A 20,480-nucleotide genomic window follows, 5' to 3' on the forward strand; every position below is an offset into this window, starting at 1 on the left:
ATAATGCACTACGGGTAATATTTTATTTATTTTCATTTCAATACTATTTATCAATTGTAGTGGTGACAGTGATAGTGGCGAAAACCAATCGGATACACCTTCTAATCTAGTTATTAACGCTGATATAGTTGGGACTTCAGTAGCTAATCCAAATGGTGATGGTTCTGGTCTTGTTAATTTTAATGTTACTGCAGATAATGCAACGTCTTACAAGGTTTTAATTGAAGGTCAAACAATAAATTCTACTACCGGAGTTTTTAGTCATACGTTTACCCAATCAGGTACCAATACATATACAATACACGCTTCGGCATACAAAGGAAATAAATTTATATCATCTACAGTAAATATAACAGTTTATGTTGTATCTACAGTAGTCTGGTCTGATGAATTTAATACTAATGGTGCGCCAGATAGTTCTAAATGGAGTTATGAAACTGGTACAGGTAATAATGGATGGGGAAATAACGAATTACAATATTACACTAATCGTCCTGAAAATGTAGTAGTTGATAATGGTGTTTTAAAGATTACCGCCAAAAGGGAGACATATAATGGAAGTGCTTTCACGTCTGCTAGGATTGTTACTAAAGATAGATATTCGGTTAAATATGGTAAAATTGAAATGAGAGCAAAACTTCCAGCTGGTGGTGGAACTTGGCCTGCACTTTGGATGTTAGGTAATAACATTAACTCAGTTGGTTGGCCAGCTTGTGGAGAAATTGACATAATGGAGCATGTTGGAAATGATTTAAATAAAATTCACGGAACGTTACATTATCCTAATCACTCTGGTGGTAATGGTGTTTCGGGTTCTGTAGTTGTTCCTGGAGTTACTACTTCTTTCCATCTTTATTCTATTGAATGGGATGCTTCATTTATAAAGTTTTATGTTGATAATCAATTGTATCATACTTTTAATAATAACAACGAAACACCATTCAACAATCCGTTCTTTTTTATTTTCAACTGTGCAATAGGTGGAAATTTTGGCGGAGCAGTTGACCCAAATTTTACATCAGCTACTCTAGAAGTAGACTATGTGAGAGTTTACAATTAATGTTTGTTTGAGTTTAGGTTACTTAATCCGTTAATAGCTTCTGATGAGTTTTCAGAAGCTAATTAATGGAGATTTTATGGAATTAAGTTAAAAAATAGAATACATGAAAAAATTAAAATATATTAAACTACTAAACCTTTTTTTAGCAATTGGAGTAACAAGTTGTGCCCAATCATCAGGTTCTGATGGAGATGACAATAACCCAACTCCAACTCCAATTACCAATCAAGTTGATTTTTGGAAAACAAAAGGAGATGAAACGGTAAAACTTCAAAAACAAACAAGCATTTTAGCTTTCTCAACAGCTGCAAATACCTTTCCCAATATTGATGTTTCTGAAAGTCAAACTTTTCAATCCGTTGATGGATTTGGTTTTACGTTAACTGGCGGAAGTGTTGAGGTAATCAATCAATTAACGGCTACCAAAAAGCAAGAATTGCTTCAAGAATTATTTGGCAATGGTGAAAACGGAATTTCAATCAATTACCTTCGATTAAGCATTGGGGCATCCGATTTAAGTAGTACTGTTTTTAGTTACAACGATATACCAGCAGGTCAAACTGATGTTAATCTAACAAATTTCAGCCTTGCTGCTGATACAGATTTGATTGATATGTTACAAGAAATTCTGGCTATCAATCCGAATATTAAAATAATGGCAACACCTTGGTCACCACCAGTTTGGATGAAAGATAATGCTAGTTCTGTAGGAGGAAGTTTACTGCCTCAATATTATAGTGCTTATGCTCAGTATTTTGTAAAATATATTCAAGCTATGCAAGCCGAAGGAATTAGAATTGATGCCATAACGCCACAAAATGAACCATTACATCCAGGAAACAATCCTAGTATGTTTATGTCTGCAACTCAACAAGCTGATTTTATCAAAAATAATTTAGGACCAGCTTTTCAATCAGCAGGGATTACAACTAAAATTGTGATTTATGATCACAATTGTGATAATACAACTTATCCAACTTCAATATTATCAGATTCTAATGCAAACACATTTATCGATGGTTCAGCTTTTCATCTTTATGCAGGGGATATTTCTGCTTTGAGTACAGTTCGCAATGCTTTCCCGAATAAAAATGTCTATTTCACTGAACAATACACAGCTTCTACAGGAAGTTTTGGTGGTGATTAAAATGGCATTTAAAAAATGTAATCATTGGTTCAATGCGCAATTGGAGTAAAACAGCATTAGAATGGAATTTAGCAAACAATGGTTCTTTTGGACCACATACCAATGGTGGTTGTACAACTTGTAAAGGTGCAATTACTGTAAACGGAAGTACAAGTTATACTAAAAACGTTGGCTTTTATATTGTTGGTCATGCTTCTAAATTTGTTCAAGCAGGTTCACAAAGAATTGCTTCAACACAAACCGGAAATTTAAATAGCGTTGCTTTTAAAACTCCTGCTGGAAAAAAAGTACTGATTGTAGAAAATGATGGGAACGCTTTTGAAATTTTTAATATAAAATACAACGGTAAATGGGTAATGGTTTCTCTTGATGCTGGAGCTGTTGGAACATTTGTTTGGTAATAAAAAACAGATTATGATAAATAAAATATACTTAGGATTACTTCTATCAACAATATTCGGATTTGCGCAACCAAAAGTTAAGTCTGATAAGAAGATGTTTTCAACAAAAGATAAAACGGTTACAGTCTATACATCAGCAGATAGTTCTGATTTAAAAATGTCAAAAACTGCCGATTTACGATTTACAGAATTAAAGCAACCATTAGAAACACAGTTTTGTCTTTTTGTAAATCCTAATAAACAATTTCAAACTTTTCTTGGTATTGGTGGAGCAATTACCGATGCTAGCGCTGAGGTTTTTGCTAAATTACCAAAACAACAACAACAGCAGTTTTTTGAGGCTTATTTTTCTAAAGATAAAGGAATTGGCTATACATTGTTGAGAACTAACATGAATAGTTGTGACTTTAGTTCTGGTTCTTATACTTATATCAAAGAAGGCGATAAAGACCTAAAAACGTTTGACATTGCACCGGATAGAAAATTCAAACTTCCTTTGATAAAAAGTGCAATGAATTTGATAGGCAATGATGCAACTTTTTACATCAGTCCTTGGTCGCCACCTGCTTTTATGAAAAGCAATAATCACATGCTTAAAGGAGGAAAATTGTTACCAGAATTCTATCAACCTTGGGCAAACTACTACGTTAAATACATTCAAGCGCTAGAAAAAGAGGGAATTCCAGTTTGGGGATTGACTATTCAAAACGAACCAATGGCAACTCAAATTTGGGAGTCATGTATTTACTCAGCCGAAGAAGAAAGAGATTTTCTTAAAAATTATCTTGGACCAACATTAGAAAAAAATGGTTTTTGTAATAAAAAGATAACCGTTTGGGATCATAATAGAGATTTAATGGTTCAACGTGCTAGTACGATTTTGGACGATGCCGAAGCAAAAAAATACGTTTGGGGATTAGGATTTCATTGGTACGAAGATTGGAGTGGAGGCGAACCAATGTTTAATAATGTTGGCTTAGTAAACGAAATGTATCCTGATGTAAATTTAATGTTTACTGAAGGTTGCAACGAAAAATTTGATGCTTTAAAATACCAACTTTGGAAAAATGGCGAACGTTATGCCAAGTCAATGATTAATGATTTCAATAACGGAACAGTTGCCTGGACAGATTGGAATATATTATTGGATCAATTTGGCGGACCAAATCACGTTAAAAACTTCTGTTTTGCTCCAATTCATGGAGATACTTCTACTGGTCAATTAATTTTTACTCCATCATATTATATGATTGGACATTTTTCAAAATTTATTGCTAAAGGTGCAAAAAGAGTAAGTACTTCTCCAAGTAGAAGTACTTTACTTTCAACTTCCTTCTTAAATCCTGATGGAAAAATGGTTACTGTTGTATTTAATCAAAGTAATAAAGAAGTAACCTATAATTTATGTATTGATACTGCTGCAACCGAAGTAAAAATTCCAGCCAAAGGAATGCAAACGTTGATATATTAATTGTCAATTTGAAAACAGTTGAGAACTTTCTTAATCCAAAAATTGAATATGAACACTTTATGTAAAAAATTGTTGTTTTTCAGTTTGTTTCCATCCTTCATCTTTGCGCAAGGGTTTGTTCATCGTGATGGACAAAATATTGTTGATGAAAATGGAAAAAACCTAGTTTTTCGTGGGTTAGGTCTTGGCGGTTGGATGGTTCAAGAAGGTTACATGATTAAAACTGGAGAATTTGCTGGACCACAATTTAAAATTAGAGAAAAAATTGTAGATGTAATTGGCGAAGAAAATACGGTTGAGTTCTATAAAAATTATAAAAATAACGGAATAACAAAAGCCGATATCGATTCGCTTGCGGCATGGGGATTTAATTCGGTTAGATTGCCAATGCATTACAATTTATATACACTTCCAATTGAAAAGGAACCCGTTAAAGGACAAAACACTTGGTTAGATGAAGGTTTCAAAATGACAGATGATTTACTCCAATGGTGTACTGAAAATAAGATATACCTAATTTTAGATTTACATGCAGCTCCTGGCGGACAAGGAAAAGATACCAATATCTCGGATTATGATGAAACCAAACCATCATTGTGGGAAAGCAAAGAAAACCAAGAGAAAATGATTGCTTTTTGGAAAAAAATAGCTGAACGCTACAAAGATAGTCCTTGGATTGGAGCTTATGACATTATTAACGAACCCAATTGGAATTTTTCAGCAACCAATAAAAATGGCTGTGATGAAAAACTAAACTCACCTTTACGCGAGTTACAAGTGAAAGTTACGCAAGCTATTCGCGAAGTAGATAATAATCATTTGATATTTATTGAAGGAAACTGTTGGGGAAATAATTATAATGGAATTTTTCCACTTTGGGATGATAATACTGCTGTGAGTTTTCATAAATATTGGAATTATAATGATGTAGCCAGCATAAACCAGTTCTTGGAATATAGAAAAAAATACAATGTTCCAATTTGGCTTGGTGAAAGTGGCGAAAATTCTAATGCATGGTTTACCGATGCCATCCGATTGATGGAAAATAATAATATTGGTTGGGCATTTTGGCCAATGAAAAAAATCGATAACATTGCTGGAGTTACTTCGGTTATTCAACCAAAAGGTTATGATAAATTATTGCATTATTGGGAAAAAGGAACCAATAAACCTAGTAAAGAAGAAGTCAAAGAAATTTTATTTCAAGTAGCCGAAAATTACAAAATGAGTAGAGTTGAAGTGAAAACAGACGTAATCGATGCTATGTTTAGACAAGTAAACTCTACGGATACTAAACCCTTTAAAAGACATAAACTTCAAGGAAAAGTATTTGCAACAGAGTTTGATTTAGGACAAATAAATCAGGCGTATTTTGATAAAGATGCTTATAATTATTGGGTTTCTTCTAATGAAAGTACACATTGGAATAAAAGCAATAAAATGCGTAACGACGCCGTTGATATTGAAGAATGTAATGATAAAGTAACCAATGGTTATCAAATTTCTTATATTGAAGATGGCGAATGGTTACAATATACCGTGGAACTTGAAAGCGCAAAATCCGTTGAAGTTGAAATTCGATATCTAGCAGGTAAAACAAGTGGTGAAATTTATTTATCGGATGCTGATGGAAATGTAATTTCAAGCTCAGTTATAATTGAAGGAAATGATAAATCTCCAGTTTGGCAAAATGCTTCTTTTGGAAAAGTAAAGCTTAATACAGGACAAAATAAATTAAGAATGCAATTTGTAAAAGGAGGCGATTTTAAAGTTAATTATATCGAATTTAAAAAATAAAAAAGCAAATTTACAATGAAAAAAAGTTTATCTATCGGTTTTTTTATACTGTATTCTTTTGTCTCAGCACAAAATAGTACTATTGATAAAAAAGTAGAAAATCTTCTGAAACAAATGACTTTAGAAGAAAAAATTGGTCAATTAAATCAATATACTGGGGATAATACTTTAACGGGACCATTAACTATTAATCCTAATAAAAAAGAAGAAATAAAACAAGGAAAAATAGGTTCAATGCTAAATATTCTTGGTGCAGAATATACCAGACAATATCAAGAGTTAGCGATGCAATCGCGCTTAAAAATCCCATTACTTTTTGGTCTTGATGTAATTCATGGATACAAAACAACTTTTCCTATTCCTTTGGCAGAAGCTGCCAGTTGGGATTTAGCTGCAATGGAACTTTCAGCTAGAGTTGCAGCACGCGAAGCAGCCGCAAGCGGTATTCATTGGACATTTGCTCCAATGGTAGATGTATCTCGAGATCCAAGATGGGGAAGAGTTATGGAAGGTGCTGGTGAGGATACATTTTTGGGATCAAAAATTGCTTATGCAAGAGTGAAAGGTTTTCAAGGGGATAAGTTAGGTGAATTAAACTCTGTTTTAGCTTGTGCAAAACATTTTGCCGCTTATGGTGCAGCAATTGGAGGAAGAGATTACAATTCAGTTGATATAAGCGAAAGAACCTTGTGGGAAACCTACTTGCCTCCTTTTAAAGCTGCTGTTGATGCAGGAGCAGCGACCTTTATGAATTCTTTCAATGATATTAATGGAGTACCAGCTACTGGCAATAGTCATATTCAACGTGATATATTAAAAGGAAAATGGAATTTTAGCGGTTTCGTTGTTTCAGATTGGGGTTCAATAGGTGAAATGATTGCCCATGGTTATGTTAAAAATGGAAAAGAAGCCGCATATGCTGCTATAATGGCTGGAAGTGATATGGACATGGAAAGTAATGCTTATCGAAATAATCTAAAGCAACTGGTTGAAGAAGGTAAAGTGCCAAACTCAATTTTAGATGATGCAGTGAGAAGAATTCTTAGAAAGAAATTCGAATTAGGACTTTTTGATAATCCATACAGATTTAGCGACTCAAAACGTCAACAAAAAGAATTAAATAATACAGAAAATACTAAAGCCGCAAGAGAAGTAGCAGCAAAAAGTATTGTGTTATTAAAAAATGAAAATAAAGTATTGCCATTATCAAAGGAGACAAAAACAATAGCGTTTATTGGTCCAATGGTGAAATTTAAAAGAGCTAATCATGGTTTTTGGGCTATTGATTTAAAAGATGTTGATTCAACATATATCGTTTCTCAATGGGAAGGAATTCAAAAAAAAGTAAGTAAAAATACTAAACTACTTTACGCTAAAGGTTGTGGAATTAATGATAGCAGTAAAGATGGTTTTAAAGAAGCCATTGATGTTGCTAATCAAGCTGATGTAGTTATTGTAAGTGTAGGAGAAAAGTACGATATGAGTGGTGAAGCAAAAAGTCGAAGCTCTATAACTATTCCTGGTGTTCAAGAGGAATTAATCAAAGAATTACAAAAAACAGGTAAACCAATAGTGATATTAATTAATGCAGGTCGTCCACTTGTTTTCAACTGGACTGCCGATAATATGCCAACTATCGTCTATACTTGGTGGTTAGGTTCTGAGGCAGGAAATGCTATTGCTGATGTTTTATTTGGAGATTACAACCCTTCAGGTAAACTGCCGATGTCTTTCCCAAGAACAGAAGGACAAATTCCTATTTATTATAATCATTATAATACAGGAAGACCAGCTAAAGATGATAACGATAAAACGTATGTTTCATAATATATTGATATACAAAATTCTCCAAAGTTTCCTTTTGGATATGGATTAAGCTATACTTCATTTACTTATACTGATTTAAAGCTTTCAAAAAATAAAATCAACAGAAATGAAGAAATTGCGGTTTCTTTAAAAATTACCAATTCAGGAAAAATGGCAGGTGAAGAAGTGGTTCAGCTTTATTTAAGAGATAGATTTGCTTCCATCGTTCGTCCTGTAAAAGAATTAAAAGGATTTAATAAAATAGCTCTTCAAGCAGGAGAAACAAGGGAAGTTAAGTTCATTATAAATAACGAGACCATTTCGTTTTACAATAATAACATTGAGTTAATATCAGAAGCAGGAGAATTTGATGTAATGGTTGGTTCATCTTCTGAAGACATTAGATTAAATAGTGAGTTTGAATTAGTCGATTAAAGTGTTATTTTACCAAATATGAAAAGAATTTTATTAATATTAATTTTAGTTTCAAATTTTTCATTAGGACAAAAAAATGAAAGGAGATTAGTTTGGGAAGAAAATTTTAATGGAAATGCATTAGATACTTTGTCATGGAATTTTGAACTAGGTAATGGATGTCCTAATGTTTGTGGTTGGGGTAATAACGAAAGACAAATTTATACAAAAGACAATCACGAACTCAAAGATGGTTTTTTAATTATAAACACTAAGAAAGAAGCTAGTAGTTATACATCAACTAGAATAACTACTGCTCAAAAAAAAGAATTTCAATATGGTAGAATAGAAGCAAGAGCAAAAGTTCCAACAGGAAAAGGTATTTGGCCAGCATTTTGGATGCTAGGTTCCAATATAAAAACAGTTGGTTGGCCAAAATGTGGTGAAATTGATATTCTAGAATATGTAGGTAAAGAACCTAGTACTGTTTTTACAACTCTTCATACTGAAGATAGTCATGGTAATTCAGTTAACTCCAGGAAGACAACAATAGTTGGTATAGAAGAAGGATTTCATCTTTATGCTATTGATTGGTCTGAAGAAAAAATTGATTTTTTTGTAGATAACAAACTTGTTTATTCTTTTTATCCAAAAGAAAAGAATGAAAAGACTTGGCCATTCGATCAAAAATTTTTCATTCTACTTAATGTAGCTGTTGGAGGAAATTTTGGTGGTCCAGAGGTTGATGACACGATTTTTCCTCAACAATTTAGTATAGACTACATCAAAGTTTATCAATAAGAATTGTTTTTTTGTAAAAAAACGAAATAAAATTTGTTTTTTAAATTAAAATTATGTTAAATTTGGCTAATTATTAATCGCAAAACTCTATTCGGCCTATTGAATTAAAATTACTTTTTAAATTAAATAAGTTTCTCAACCCTTATTAAAAGGTAATTTTATGGCTAAATCTCAAGTACCAGATTCTGTATTAGTACAAATGTATATCTCCGGAAACGAAGATGCATTAGCTACACTTATTAATAGATATCAATCTAGAATATTCGGTTTTATTTACTCCAAAGTAAATGATAGAGATATTGCTGATGACTATTTTCAGGAAACATTTATTCGAGTAATCAATACGTTAAAATCTAAAAAATATTATGACGAGAAAGGTAAATTTCTTTCTTGGGTATTACGCATTGCCAATAATCTAATCGTTGACGATTTTAGAAAAAACAAAAACATTAAAATGCTTCGCGATACTGAGGAGTTTTCTATTTTTTCTATAATTAAAGATGCTACACCAAGTGTAGAGTCTAATTTAATATCTACTCAAATAGGTTATGATTTACGAAAAATAATTGAAGAACTACCCTTAGATCAACAAGAAGTATTGAAAATGCGTTTTTTCCAAGAAATGACATTTAAGGAAATATCTGAAGCAACCAATGTTAGTATGAATACATCATTGGGTAGAATGCGATATGCTATAAACAACATGAGAAAAATTATTGAAAAAAATCAAATTTATTTGACGGCATAAACAATATTTTAAAAAGTTTTGCGTTATGATATAAACACACAAATTATATGGCAAAACTTTACTCAAAAAAGAAATTAGCTGCAACTAAAATGTTGCCAAAAAAAGAAACAATACAACTTATTTTAAATTACTCTAAGGCATTAAGTGTGGTGAAAATAGGCAATATGAACTTCAAAACTATAGCTAATTAGAATGAACATCCCGATTTCTATCGGGATGTTTTTTCATAATACTCATTCAAAACACTTTTTCTACCAATCGTTTTAGTAATAATATCTTTTTCTAAATCCCAACCGCGAGCCGGCGAATATTCTCTACCATACCAAATGATTTGTAAATGTAAATCATTCCATAATTCCTTCGGGAAAATAGCTTTAGCATCTTTTTCGGTTTGCTGAACATTTTTTCCATCCGATAAATTCCAGCGATACATCAATCGATGAATATGTGTATCAACTGGAAAAGCCGGAACACCAAACGCCTGACTCATCACAACACTTGCCGTTTTATGGCCAACAGCAGGCAAACGTTCCAATGCCTCAAAACTCTGCGGAACTTCACCATTGTGTTCCTCAATCAATAGTTGTGACAAACCATAAATTCCCTTCGATTTCATTGGCGATAAACCACATGGACGGATGATTTCCCTAATTTCTTCCACCGAAAGTTTCACCATATCATACGGATTGTCTGCTTTGGCAAACAATAAAGGTGTAATTTGATTTACTCGAACATCAGTACATTGCGCCGACAACAAAACCGCAATCAGCAAGGTATAAGCATCTTTATGATCAAGCGGTATCGGAATTTCAGGATAGTATTCATTTAACGTATTTATAACAAATGTTGCACGCTCTTTTTTGGTCATTTTTAACTAGATTTGAAATGTAAAATAAGTCAATTTCAAATTCAATTGCAAAAATCAATTTAGATAACATGACAAAATTAAATATAGGAGACCTAGCTCCCAATTTTTCAGGAAAAGACCAAGACGGAAATCTTCACACCTTGGCAGATTATAAAGGAAAAAAACTCGTAGTCTTCTTTTACCCAAAAGCCAATACACCAGGTTGCACAGCCGAAGCCTGTGATTTACGTGATAATTTCGAACGATTTAAAGTTAATAATTATGCTTTGCTTGGCGTTAGTGCTGATAGTTCAAAAGCACAATTAAAATTTAAAGAAAAATACGGATTTCCATTCCCGTTATTAGCCGATGAAGACAAATCAGTAATTGAATCCTTTGGCGTTTGGGGACCAAAAAAATTCATGGGACGAGAATACGACGGCATTCACAGAACCACTTTTATCATCAATGAAAACGGAAGTATTGAAGATATAATTACTGATGTAAAAACGAAAACTCACGCCACACAGATTTTGAAGTAAACTAAAAATATATTTTTTTATACTGAATAAACTATATTTTACTTAGTGTTTAACTAATAATGATTAAGAACAAATTTTTGAAGTAAAACATAAAATTTTAATGCTTGATTTTAAAATATTTTATTTTTTCATTGAATTTTACTGAATAGTTTAAGCAATTTTTCGTCGACTTTCCATCAATTCTACTGTCTACAATTTTATATTTTTATTAGTTCTATTTTAGGTTTAGACAAGATTTAAATACTAATAAAATTAGTTAAGCTTACTATTTTTATATCCATAAATAAAGTAAAAAATCAAACCAATAGTAAGCCAAACGCCAAACCACATCCAGTTGGAAACCGTCATTCCAGTTAACAAATAACAGCATGACACTAGTCCTAATAATGGAATTAACGATAAGTTTTTGGTGAAGGATAACACCATCATCACAGAGATTAAAACTAAAAAGACAACCATTGGTAAATTTTTTGCAATTTTATCACCAGAAAAATCAAACGTTTCTGAGAAAAATCCTGGAAGAAAAGTTACAATAAAAAATATTGAAACTGCTACCAAAGCTGGAAAAACAAACTTCGCATTTACGTATGGTAAATGAAATTTCCCTGCTTCTTTTTCTCTTCTCGGAATTAGTAAAACGCCACCACAAACCAATACAAAAGCAAATAAAGTTCCGATAGATGTAAAATCTAAAACAAATGTTTTGTCAGTAAAAATAATTGGTACACCAACAACTAAACCTGTAACAAGTGTTGAATAAGATGGTGTTTTAAACTTAGCGTGAATTTTTGAAAAACGCTTTGGCATTAAACCATCACGACTCATTGTCATCCAAATACGTGGTTGACCCATTTGAAAAACCAGCATCACACTTGTCATGGCTACAACTGCACAAATTGCTACCAAAAAGTGCATCCAAGGTAAATCGAAATTTTCTTTTTCAAATATAAATGCAAGTGGATCACCAATTCCTTCAAAAGCTTTATAATTCGCCGCTCCAGTTAAAACTAAAGTCAACAAAATATAAACAATGGTACAAATTACTAATGAATAAATCATTCCGCGTGGCAAATCACGTTGCGGATTTTTACTTTCTTCTGCCATAACACTAACGGCATCAAAACCAATGTAAGCAAAGAAAACTCCGCTTACAGCCATCATAACACCACTAAAACCATTAGGCATAAAACTAGGAATTCCTACTGAATTATCTGGTGTCCAGTTTGCAAATAGGTCATTTTTAAAGATTAATATTCCTCCAACTATAATAATTAATCCTACGACAAACATTTTAATCCATACCATTAAATTACTGAAGTTTTTGCTCTCTTTTACACCTCGATAAACCAAATAAGTAATGATTAAATTAATTAACAATGCTGGTAAATCTAGAATTATTTTCAAACCACCAATTTCAGAAGCTGTTGTCCACGCTGTTAATGCTTCGCCTTGCACATTTCCGTGAAATGCTTTGGAAGCTTCCATATAACTAGTTGATAAATAAGCCGGAAAATCAACTCCACATTGTTGTAATAATGAGGTGAAATAATCACTCCAACTATAGGCAACATATATATTTCCTATAGAATATTCCATAATCAACGCCCAACCGATAATCCAAGCAAATAATTCACCAAAACTTGAATAAGCATAAGTATAAGCACTACCAGCAACAGGTATTCTACTAGCAAATTCCGAATAACAAAAAGCGGTAAAAGCACAAGCAATGGCAACAATTATGAACAAAAATACAACACCTGGTCCGCCATTAAAAACAGCACTACCTAAGCTGCTAAAACTTCCTGCACCTAAAATAGCCGCTATTCCGAAAAAAGTTAAGTCTTTAACTGTTAATACTTTATTTAATCCAGAATGTTCGCCATCTCCACCTTGCTGTAAAATTTTAGAAATTGGTTTTTTTCGGAATAAATTAGATATTGACATGACTGTTTATTGTTTTAGTAAAAACAAATATATAATTTTAAATTAATGTTTAAAAATCATTTAAAAATAGTTAAAAACTATTATACAATAAATAACAAATAATAAAAACTGATAATTTAAATGTTTTTAAATATAACTTTGTTAAAATTAATAACACTAGATTTTTATTAAATAACAAACAAATTATACCTATGGAACATTCAAACGACATTAGTAAATGCCCATTTCATCAAAATCAAAAAAGCTTTAATGATGGAGTAAAAAATCAAGATTGGTGGCCAAAAGCACTGAACTTAGATATTTTACACCAACATGACTCAAAAACCAATCCACTTGGAGAAGACTTTGATTATGCTTCAGAATTCAAAGAGTTAGATTTAGAAGCACTAAAAAATGACTTAAAAGCCTTTATGACTGATAGTCAAGATTGGTGGCCAGCTGATTGGGGACATTATGGTGGATTGATGATACGTATGGCTTGGCATGCTGCTGGAACTTATAGAATTGCAGATGGTCGTGGTGGCGCAGGAACTGGAAACCTTCGTTTTGCTCCACTAAATAGCTGGCCTGACAATGGAAACTTAGACAAAGCTAGACGACTTTTATGGCCTATTAAAAAGAAATATGGCAACAAAATTTCGTGGGCAGATTTAATGATTTTAGCTGGGAATATGGCTTATGAGTCTATGGGATTAAAAACTTTTGGATTTGCTGGCGGACGTGAAGATATTTGGCATCCAGAAAAAGATGTTTATTGGGGTGCAGAAAAAGAATGGTTGGCAAAATCTGGAGGTGAAGGAAGTCGTTACTCTGGAGAAAGAAATCTAGAAAATCCTTTGGCAGCAGTAATGATGGGATTAATTTATGTAAATCCAGAAGGTGTTGATGGACAGCCTGATCCTCTAAAAACCGCTCATGATGTTCGAATTACATTTCAAAGAATGGCGATGAATGATGAAGAAACTGTTGCTTTAACTGCAGGTGGACATACCGTTGGGAAAGCACACGGAAATGGAGATGCATCTGTTTTAGGAGTAGAGCCAGAAGCTGGAGCTATTGAAAATCAAGGGTTTGGTTGGTTAAACCCAAAAGGAAATGGAAATGGTGCTGATACGGTAACTAGTGGATTAGAAGGTGCGTGGACAACACATCCAACTCGTTGGGACAATGAATATTTCGATTTGTTATTGAACCATGATTGGGAATTGAAAAAAAGTCCTGCTGGAGCTTGGCAATGGGAACCAATCAACATGAAAGAGGAAGACAAACCTGTCGATGCTCACAATCCATCAATTAGAAAAAATCCGATTATGACCGATGCCGATATGGCTATGAAAATGGATCCAGCTTACAGAGTAATTTCGGAACATTTTCATCAAGACCAAGCCTATTTTTCTGAAGTTTTCGCAAGAGCTTGGTTCAAATTAACACATAGAGATTTAGGTCCGAAAGACAGATATTTAGGTGCTGATGTTCCTGCAGAAGATTTGATTTGGCAAGATCCAGTTCCAAAAGTTGATTACACTTTATCGGAAATGGAAATAGAAGAGTTAAAATCAAAATTATTAAACTGCGGATTAACAAGAGCCGAATTAATCAACACAGCTTGGGATAGCGCAAGAACTTTTAGAGGTTCTGATTTTCGTGGTGGTGCAAACGGTTCTAGAATTCGATTAGAACCTCAAAGAAATTGGGTTGCTAACGAACCGGAAAGATTACATAGAGTTTTGACTAAACTTGCCGAAATCCAAGCAGGTTTGAGTAAAAAAGTGAGTATCGCTGATTTAATTGTTCTTGGTGGAACAGCAGCTATCGAAAAAGCAGCACAAGAAGGTGGATTTAACGTAAAAGTTCCTTTCCATGCAGGAAGAGGTGATGCATCGCAAGAAATGACAGATGTAGAATCGTTTGAAGTATTAGAACCAACAAACGATGCTTTCAGAAATTTCATGAAATCGAAATACGTCGTACAACCTGAAGAATTGATGTTAGACAAAGCACAACTTCTTGGTTTGACTGCTTCAGAAATGACCGTTTTAATTGGAGGAATGCGTGTTCTTGGTACTAATTATGGTGGAACAAAACATGGTGTTTTCACAAATAATGAAGGCGTTTTGAGTAACGATTTCTTTGTGAATTTAACCGATATGAACTACAGTTGGAAACCAGCAGGCGAGAATTTATACAACATAGTTGATAAAAAATCGGGAGCAACCAAATGGACTGCAACAAGAGTAGACCTAGTTTTTGGTTCCAATTCAGTTTTGAGAGCTTACGCCGAAGTCTATGCTCAAGACGATAACAAACAAAAATTCGTGAACGATTTTATCAATGTTTGGTCAAAAGTGATGCATTTAGACCGATTTGATTTAAAATAATTATTCTACCATAAATTATTTTTAAATAAACCATTAAGGTAGTTAAGTAAAATTAAGTTGAAAACGCTTAATGAAACTTAATTCCTTAATGGTTTTTATTTTTGAGTTGCACTAATCAAAAAAACTTTTACTACTTAATTCTCTTTTTTTCTTGATTTTTTATTTACATGAAAAAAATAGCAACTAAAAATTATTAAATCTTCAAAAAAAATCACAATTTTTTGTGAGAAATATTTTGATAATTTTTTTCTATTGTCTTATTGTAAAAATATAATAAAAGTCATGTTTTTATGCATTTATCGGTTGTAATTTTGCACTAGAAATTAATAACAAATAAAATAATAAACATGTCATTAGTAGGTAAAAAATTTCCAAACATTACAGTTGATGCAATCTCTCACATGGGAGATAATTTAAGAATTAATGTGCTTGAAGAAGCTACAAAAAACAATCAAAAAGTACTTTTATTTTGGTATCCAAAAGATTTCACTTTTGTTTGTCCAACTGAATTACATGCTTTTCAAACAGCTTTAACTGATTTCGAAAAAAGAAATACTATCGTTATTGGTGCTTCTTGTGATACAAACGAAGTTCACTTTGCTTGGTTAAATACGCCAAAAAACAACGGTGGAATTGAAGGTGTAACGTATCCACTTTTAGCTGATACTACAAGAAATTTATCAACGGCTTTAGATATTCTTGATGCAGAATGGGTTTACGACGCAGAATTAAATGACGAAATCCTTGAAGGTTCAAATGTAACTTTCAGAGCGACTTATTTAATTGACGAAACGGGTAAAATTTTCCACGAAAGCGTAAACGATATGCCATTAGGAAGAAACGTAAACGAGTATTTAAGATTAATCGATGCTTACACTCACGTTCAAACTAAAGGTGAAGTTTGTCCTGCAAATTGGGAAGAAGGAAAAGAAGCGATGAATGCTGATCGTTTAAGTACAGCAGCATATTTGTCTCAAAACTAATATAATAACAAATTTTAATTTCAATGTCAAAAGTCAATTACAAGTTTTTAAATTGATTTTTGACGTTGAAATTGACATTGAAATTTTAAAACTATGTTAATCGAATTAAACGAAGATACATTACAAGATTTAGTTGCATCAAACAATAAAGTGGTAGTTCAATATTCAGCTTCATGGTGTGGAAACTGCCGAATTATGAAACCTAAATTCAAAAAATTAGCTTCAGAAAATGAAGAAATTACCTTTGTTTTGGTTGATGCAGAAAATGCTCCAGAATCTAGAAAATTAGCGAATGTTTCTAATTTACCAACTTTTGCAACCTTTGTTGGAGGAAAATTATTGAACGAAACTCAAACCAACAAAGCCGAGGTTTTGGCTGAATTGGTAAGTGAAATTTCATCAAATTAAAACTATGAAATTACCCGTAATCAAACATTTGACACAATTTATTGAAGAAAATGACCAAGATTATCTAATCGAAACCATAGAAGTTCTTGAAGCTTTAACCGAAATTCCATCACTAAAAGATGAAGAATTAGATGTAATTGGCGAGTTAATTTCTAATATGTATGGCGCTTTAGAAGTCCACAAAATGACCAAAGAAGGCAAAGACAAAAAAGAAGCACTCAACGATTTTATGAAGCGAGTTCTTGGTTCAATCGATAAATAAAAACAAAATGTCCCGAATTTCCGGGACATTTTATTTAGTTTAAAAATTTAAGTCTTTGAACGAATCGTTTGGGAATATTTAATTTCCATTTTCCTGCTTTCCGTTTCAATCTTTTATAGTTTTGTCACATCGAGCGCAGTCGAGATGCCTTTTTTTAAAACTATAAAAGGATTTTCACTGCAATCAGGGTTAATCAGTTTTCGTATTGAATTTCAGTAAACATTTCCTAACAGGTTTTCAAAATCTGTTAGGTTTAAAAAATCCAAAATTACTTCTTCAAAAACTTTTTATAAACCAAAAACCCAACAATCCCAATCAAAAACACCGACCAAAGCTGAACTACAAAAGCAATAATTCCTTCCAAAATAAACCAACCCGTTTTCAAACTATCCCAAATTTGTAAACCAATATTCGGACGATATTCATTTACACTTTTTTCATTCGCAATAACTTCCTGTTTCGTCGTTTCTCTTTGATATAAATACAAGGTTACAGTGCTAAAATTCACTTGATCTTCCAAACTTAGATTGTTTAAAATCGTAGCATCGCTTTCCGTGGCTTTGTCAAAAGCTTTATCTTCAGCAGAAGTAATATCGTTCAGCTTTTTACCTTTGGTATCAATACCTTTTTCCAATCGTTCTTTACTGTTTTTAATGCGTTTTTGCGCCAGTTTATTCGATAAAAGTTGCAACGAAACATCATCAGCTTTAATCAATCGACTGTCCAAAAAATTAATTTCCTTAACCATCGATTTCAAAACTGTGTCCAATTGCGTATTCGGAACTCGAAACGTAATTGTGTTGTCAACCGTATATTGTATCGTTTCCAAAATACTATCCTGACTAATTTTTGTTTCCGATTTTTGATTGATGTTACTTTTTAAATCGGTAAACGTTACAAATCCACCATGTTTTGCAATACTGTTCTCAATTGCATAAGTCGATTTGGCAACATCTTTTACTTTGAATTTAATATCTGCCGTTCGAACAAATTTTCGATTGGAATTTTTGGGTTCCACAGCAGCATTTGACGAAATTACAGAAGTTGAATCAGCAGATTCCATATTGGCATTTGCTTCATCAGTGGCATAATCAGCTTGTTTACAAGCATAGGCAAATCCAAGTAGGAGTAATGCCAAACCTAATTTTGAAAGGTGTTTCATTTTTGATTTTTTTTAAATTGTTAATAATAGAGAACATTTTCTGAGCTTGGTTTTTATCAATAAGCAAAGTGTAGTTTTCTATCAAAAGCAAAAATGAATTACAGGTTTAACATTAATTTTAACATACTAAAAAGTGTGCCAAACTTAAGAATTGCTTAAAAAAATATTTTTATCGTATTTTTGAACTCAAATCCAATCATCTTGAGAACGCATTTTTCCAAAGAAATCACCAATCCCGAAGCCTTCAAAAACCAGTTACTAACTTGGTCACAACAGTTTAGAGAAGTTGTTTTTTTGGATTCCAACAATTACCATCAAAAATATTCCAGCTATGATTGTGTTCTTGCTGTCGATGCTTTTACGTCTTTGCAGACTGATTTTCATAATGCTTTTGAAGAAATAAAACAGTATCAGCAGCAAACCAAAGATTGGTTGTTCGGCTATTTTTCATACGATTTAAAAAATGATACCGAAAAATTAGCTTCCAATAACTTTGATGGATTGCATTTCCCTGATTTGTTTTTCTTTCAACCTAAAAAACTTTTTTTATTAAAAGGAAATCAACTCGAAGTTCATTATTTATTACTATGTGACGACGAATTTGAATTGGATTTTAAGGAAATTTTAAATAATAAACATCAACCGATAATTGACAACCGACAACCAATAATAAAGCAACGAATTTCCAAAGAAGATTACCTTTCCAAAGTCAATAAAATGTTGGAACACATTCAGCGCGGCGATATTTATGAAGCTAATTTTTGCATGGAGTTTTTTGCCGAAAAGGCAATTATCAATCCGGTAGAAATTTACCAAAAACTGAATGCCATTTCAATACCGCCGTTTGCTACTTTTTTCAAAAACAATAAGCACTATTTGCTCTCTGCTTCGCCAGAACGATATTTGAGAAAAGAAGGAAACAAAGTTATTTCGCAACCCATAAAAGGAACAGCCAAGCGATTTTCGGATGAAGATTTAGACCAAAAATCCAAAACTGATTTAGCCGAAAACCCAAAAGAACGTTCTGAGAATGTTATGATTGTAGATTTAGTCCGCAATGATTTGTCCAAAACGGCTACCAAAGGTTCTGTAGAAGTAGAAGAACTTTGTGGTATTTATTCGTTTGAACAAGTCCATCAAATGATTTCTACGATAACATCAACCGTTGCCGAAAATCGTTCTCCGGTGGAAATTATAAAATCGACTTTCCCAATGGGAAGTATGACTGGCGCGCCAAAAATTTCGGCTATGAACATTATCGAAAATCTCGAGGAAACCAAACGCGGATTGTACAGCGGTGCAGTGGGTTATTTTTCTCCTGAAAATGATTTTGATTTTAACGTAGTTATTCGCAGTATTTTGTATAATGCTGAAAATGAATATTTATCTTTTTCCGTTGGAAGTGCCGTTACATCAAAAGCAATTCCTGAAAAAGAATATGAAGAATGCTTGTTGAAAGCCAAGGCGATGTTTTCCGTTTTACAATAATAAAAGATAGCTTTAAATAGTTTCAAAATAATACTATGAAATTTTTATATTTACATTATTCATAAATTAACAAAAAATGAGAAAATATTCAATCATTTTGCTACTTATCATTTCAAACACCTTATTTTCACAAGATAATCTAGTAAATCTTTCTAAAATAAATTTTTGTCCATTATCATTAGAGGATTTAAAAAAAATGGATACTGAAATAAAACTAGTAGCAATTGAACAAAAGGATTTTTGCGTTGATAGTTATACTGAAGATGGTAGTCCAGAAATTAAATTTGGATATAAAAGTAAATTATTCCCTGGAGTACTATTTTATGAGCCTAAAAATGCTCAAAATTTAATTGAGAAAATACATTTGACTAAAGAATTTAAAGGTTATCTCCCAGATGGTAAATTTATGGAAATAAGAGCTTTAACTGTTGCAAATGCTTTAAAAATGTATGATTCCAAATTCATATTTACACCAAGTAAATGCATGAATTATTTTGAGATGATGAAAGATGATGGTCAGGATATTATTTTGAAAGTTTACAAGACAAATACGCCATTAAATAAAGATTATCATAGTAATGAGGAACAACTAGCTACGCAAGCAATTGACATACTTTTTGAGTGTTATTTTGATTCAATAGAAGAAAAAAATAAACCACTTTATATTGTTGATGGAAAAGAAATTAAAGAAAAAGAATTTTTGACAATAAATCCGGATAATATTAAGTCTTTGAACATTTTAAAAGAAAAAAATGCAGAGCTTAAATATGGTAAAAAAGGGAAAAATGGAGTGGTAGAAGTGATACTAATCAAATAACAAT

The 20,480-nt window shown here is 32.4% G+C and carries 18 protein-coding genes and 1 pseudogene; 16 read left to right on the plus strand and 3 right to left on the minus strand.

Going from position 1 to position 20,480, the window contains the following annotated elements; all coding sequences use genetic code 11:
• Positions 1-349 precede the first annotated feature (349 nt).
• From IAI56_RS16230 to IAI56_RS06195, 9 genes and pseudogenes are all read left to right on the plus strand, one after another.
• Positions 350-1,060: a glycoside hydrolase family 16 protein gene (locus tag IAI56_RS16230; protein WP_317192455.1), complete on the plus strand. Its 711-nt coding sequence runs from the start codon at positions 350-352 to the stop codon at positions 1,058-1,060.
• A 103-nt stretch (positions 1,061-1,163) separates the two neighbouring features.
• Positions 1,164-2,207: a glycoside hydrolase family 30 protein gene (locus IAI56_RS06165; protein ID WP_239106974.1), complete on the plus strand. Its 1,044-nt coding sequence runs from the start codon at positions 1,164-1,166 to the stop codon at positions 2,205-2,207.
• Positions 2,208-2,239: 32 nt separating this feature from the next.
• Positions 2,240-2,608 (plus strand): glycoside hydrolase family 30 beta sandwich domain-containing protein, encoded by a 369-nt coding sequence (locus IAI56_RS16235; protein ID WP_239106975.1) that lies wholly within the window; start codon positions 2,240-2,242, stop codon positions 2,606-2,608.
• A 13-nt stretch (positions 2,609-2,621) separates the two neighbouring features.
• A complete protein-coding gene (locus IAI56_RS06170; RefSeq protein ID WP_187657048.1) occupies positions 2,622-4,079 on the plus strand; it encodes a glycoside hydrolase family 30 protein in 1,458 nt (485 codons plus the stop codon).
• Positions 4,080-4,127: 48 nt separating this feature from the next.
• Positions 4,128-5,876 (plus strand): cellulase family glycosylhydrolase, encoded by a 1,749-nt coding sequence (locus tag IAI56_RS06175; protein ID WP_187657049.1) that lies wholly within the window; start codon positions 4,128-4,130, stop codon positions 5,874-5,876.
• A gap of 15 nt (positions 5,877-5,891) precedes the next feature.
• Positions 5,892-8,117 (plus strand): annotated as a pseudogene (gene bglX, locus IAI56_RS06180) (beta-glucosidase BglX).
• A gap of 18 nt (positions 8,118-8,135) precedes the next feature.
• The gene (locus IAI56_RS06185; protein WP_187657050.1) at positions 8,136-8,897 is read left to right on the plus strand and encodes a glycoside hydrolase family 16 protein; all 762 of its coding nucleotides are present in this window, start codon (positions 8,136-8,138) and stop codon (positions 8,895-8,897) included.
• A gap of 160 nt (positions 8,898-9,057) precedes the next feature.
• Positions 9,058-9,645: an RNA polymerase sigma factor gene (locus tag IAI56_RS06190; protein WP_187657051.1), complete on the plus strand. Its 588-nt coding sequence runs from the start codon at positions 9,058-9,060 to the stop codon at positions 9,643-9,645.
• A gap of 47 nt (positions 9,646-9,692) precedes the next feature.
• On the plus strand, positions 9,693-9,836 hold the full coding sequence (locus tag IAI56_RS06195; protein WP_187657052.1) for a hypothetical protein: 144 nt from the start codon (positions 9,693-9,695) through the stop codon (positions 9,834-9,836).
• Between the two features lie 17 nt (positions 9,837-9,853).
• Here IAI56_RS06195 and IAI56_RS06200 read toward each other — a convergent pair whose 3' ends face one another.
• Positions 9,854-10,513, minus strand: coding sequence for an endonuclease III domain-containing protein (locus IAI56_RS06200; protein ID WP_187657053.1), 660 nt, complete (start codon positions 10,511-10,513; stop codon positions 9,854-9,856).
• A 68-nt stretch (positions 10,514-10,581) separates the two neighbouring features.
• Here IAI56_RS06200 and bcp point away from each other — a divergent pair, with 68 nt between their 5' ends.
• Positions 10,582-11,034: a thioredoxin-dependent thiol peroxidase gene (bcp, locus tag IAI56_RS06205; protein WP_187657054.1), complete on the plus strand. Its 453-nt coding sequence runs from the start codon at positions 10,582-10,584 to the stop codon at positions 11,032-11,034.
• A 252-nt stretch (positions 11,035-11,286) separates the two neighbouring features.
• Here bcp and IAI56_RS06210 read toward each other — a convergent pair whose 3' ends face one another.
• Positions 11,287-12,978 carry an APC family permease gene (locus IAI56_RS06210; protein WP_187657055.1) on the minus strand — a complete coding sequence of 564 codons (1,692 nt, stop codon included), beginning with the start codon at positions 12,976-12,978 and terminating at the stop codon, positions 11,287-11,289.
• Between the two features lie 191 nt (positions 12,979-13,169).
• On the opposite strand from IAI56_RS06210, the gene katG reads away from it, so the two are divergent.
• From katG to IAI56_RS06230, 4 genes are all read left to right on the plus strand, one after another.
• A complete protein-coding gene (gene katG, locus IAI56_RS06215) occupies positions 13,170-15,356 on the plus strand; it encodes a catalase/peroxidase HPI (protein ID WP_187657056.1) in 2,187 nt (728 codons plus the stop codon).
• A gap of 347 nt (positions 15,357-15,703) precedes the next feature.
• Positions 15,704-16,339 carry a peroxiredoxin gene (locus tag IAI56_RS06220; protein ID WP_187657057.1) on the plus strand — a complete coding sequence of 212 codons (636 nt, stop codon included), beginning with the start codon at positions 15,704-15,706 and terminating at the stop codon, positions 16,337-16,339.
• A 93-nt stretch (positions 16,340-16,432) separates the two neighbouring features.
• Complete coding sequence (locus tag IAI56_RS06225) at positions 16,433-16,747, plus strand: thioredoxin family protein (RefSeq protein ID WP_187657058.1); 315 nt, start codon at positions 16,433-16,435, stop codon at positions 16,745-16,747.
• A gap of 4 nt (positions 16,748-16,751) precedes the next feature.
• Positions 16,752-17,009, plus strand: coding sequence for a DUF6952 family protein (locus IAI56_RS06230; protein ID WP_133532905.1), 258 nt, complete (start codon positions 16,752-16,754; stop codon positions 17,007-17,009).
• Between the two features lie 268 nt (positions 17,010-17,277).
• On the opposite strand, the gene IAI56_RS06235 is transcribed toward IAI56_RS06230, so the two are convergent.
• Positions 17,278-18,171: a DUF4349 domain-containing protein gene (locus tag IAI56_RS06235; RefSeq protein ID WP_187657059.1), complete on the minus strand. Its 894-nt coding sequence runs from the start codon at positions 18,169-18,171 to the stop codon at positions 17,278-17,280.
• A 201-nt stretch (positions 18,172-18,372) separates the two neighbouring features.
• Between IAI56_RS06235 and IAI56_RS06240 the strand changes: the two genes are divergently transcribed.
• Together IAI56_RS06240 and IAI56_RS06245 are read left to right on the plus strand one after the other, a co-directional pair.
• Entirely contained in the window at positions 18,373-19,659 is a 1,287-nt protein-coding gene (locus IAI56_RS06240) for an anthranilate synthase component I family protein (protein ID WP_187657060.1), read from the plus strand.
• Between the two features lie 76 nt (positions 19,660-19,735).
• Positions 19,736-20,476 carry a hypothetical protein gene (locus tag IAI56_RS06245; RefSeq protein WP_133532908.1) on the plus strand — a complete coding sequence of 247 codons (741 nt, stop codon included), beginning with the start codon at positions 19,736-19,738 and terminating at the stop codon, positions 20,474-20,476.
• The last annotated feature ends 4 nt before the right edge of the window (positions 20,477-20,480 follow it).

The organism is Flavobacterium macrobrachii (assembly GCF_014486675.1).
Taxonomy (GTDB): Bacteria; Bacteroidota; Bacteroidia; order Flavobacteriales; family Flavobacteriaceae; genus Flavobacterium; species Flavobacterium macrobrachii.

Excerpts from the sequence above, each read along its gene's own strand:
- IAI56_RS06165 (WP_239106974.1), top strand. The coding sequence starts at position 1,164 with ATGAAAAAATTAAAATATATTAAACTACTAAACCTTTTTTTAGCAATT.
- IAI56_RS16235 (WP_239106975.1), top strand. The coding sequence starts at position 2,240 with ATGCGCAATTGGAGTAAAACAGCATTAGAATGGAATTTAGCAAACAAT.
- IAI56_RS06170 (WP_187657048.1), top strand. The coding sequence starts at position 2,622 with ATGATAAATAAAATATACTTAGGATTACTTCTATCAACAATATTCGGA.
- IAI56_RS06175 (WP_187657049.1), top strand. The coding sequence starts at position 4,128 with ATGAACACTTTATGTAAAAAATTGTTGTTTTTCAGTTTGTTTCCATCC.
- IAI56_RS06185 (WP_187657050.1), top strand. The coding sequence starts at position 8,136 with ATGAAAAGAATTTTATTAATATTAATTTTAGTTTCAAATTTTTCATTA.
- IAI56_RS06190 (WP_187657051.1), top strand. The coding sequence starts at position 9,058 with ATGGCTAAATCTCAAGTACCAGATTCTGTATTAGTACAAATGTATATC.
- IAI56_RS06195 (WP_187657052.1), top strand. The coding sequence starts at position 9,693 with ATGGCAAAACTTTACTCAAAAAAGAAATTAGCTGCAACTAAAATGTTG.
- IAI56_RS06200 (WP_187657053.1), bottom strand. The coding sequence starts at position 10,513 with ATGACCAAAAAAGAGCGTGCAACATTTGTTATAAATACGTTAAATGAA.
- bcp (WP_187657054.1), top strand. The coding sequence starts at position 10,582 with ATGACAAAATTAAATATAGGAGACCTAGCTCCCAATTTTTCAGGAAAA.
- IAI56_RS06210 (WP_187657055.1), bottom strand. The coding sequence starts at position 12,978 with ATGTCAATATCTAATTTATTCCGAAAAAAACCAATTTCTAAAATTTTA.
- katG (WP_187657056.1), top strand. The coding sequence starts at position 13,170 with ATGGAACATTCAAACGACATTAGTAAATGCCCATTTCATCAAAATCAA.
- IAI56_RS06220 (WP_187657057.1), top strand. The coding sequence starts at position 15,704 with ATGTCATTAGTAGGTAAAAAATTTCCAAACATTACAGTTGATGCAATC.
- IAI56_RS06225 (WP_187657058.1), top strand. The coding sequence starts at position 16,433 with ATGTTAATCGAATTAAACGAAGATACATTACAAGATTTAGTTGCATCA.
- IAI56_RS06230 (WP_133532905.1), top strand. The coding sequence starts at position 16,752 with ATGAAATTACCCGTAATCAAACATTTGACACAATTTATTGAAGAAAAT.
- IAI56_RS06235 (WP_187657059.1), bottom strand. The coding sequence starts at position 18,171 with ATGAAACACCTTTCAAAATTAGGTTTGGCATTACTCCTACTTGGATTT.
- IAI56_RS06245 (WP_133532908.1), top strand. The coding sequence starts at position 19,736 with ATGAGAAAATATTCAATCATTTTGCTACTTATCATTTCAAACACCTTA.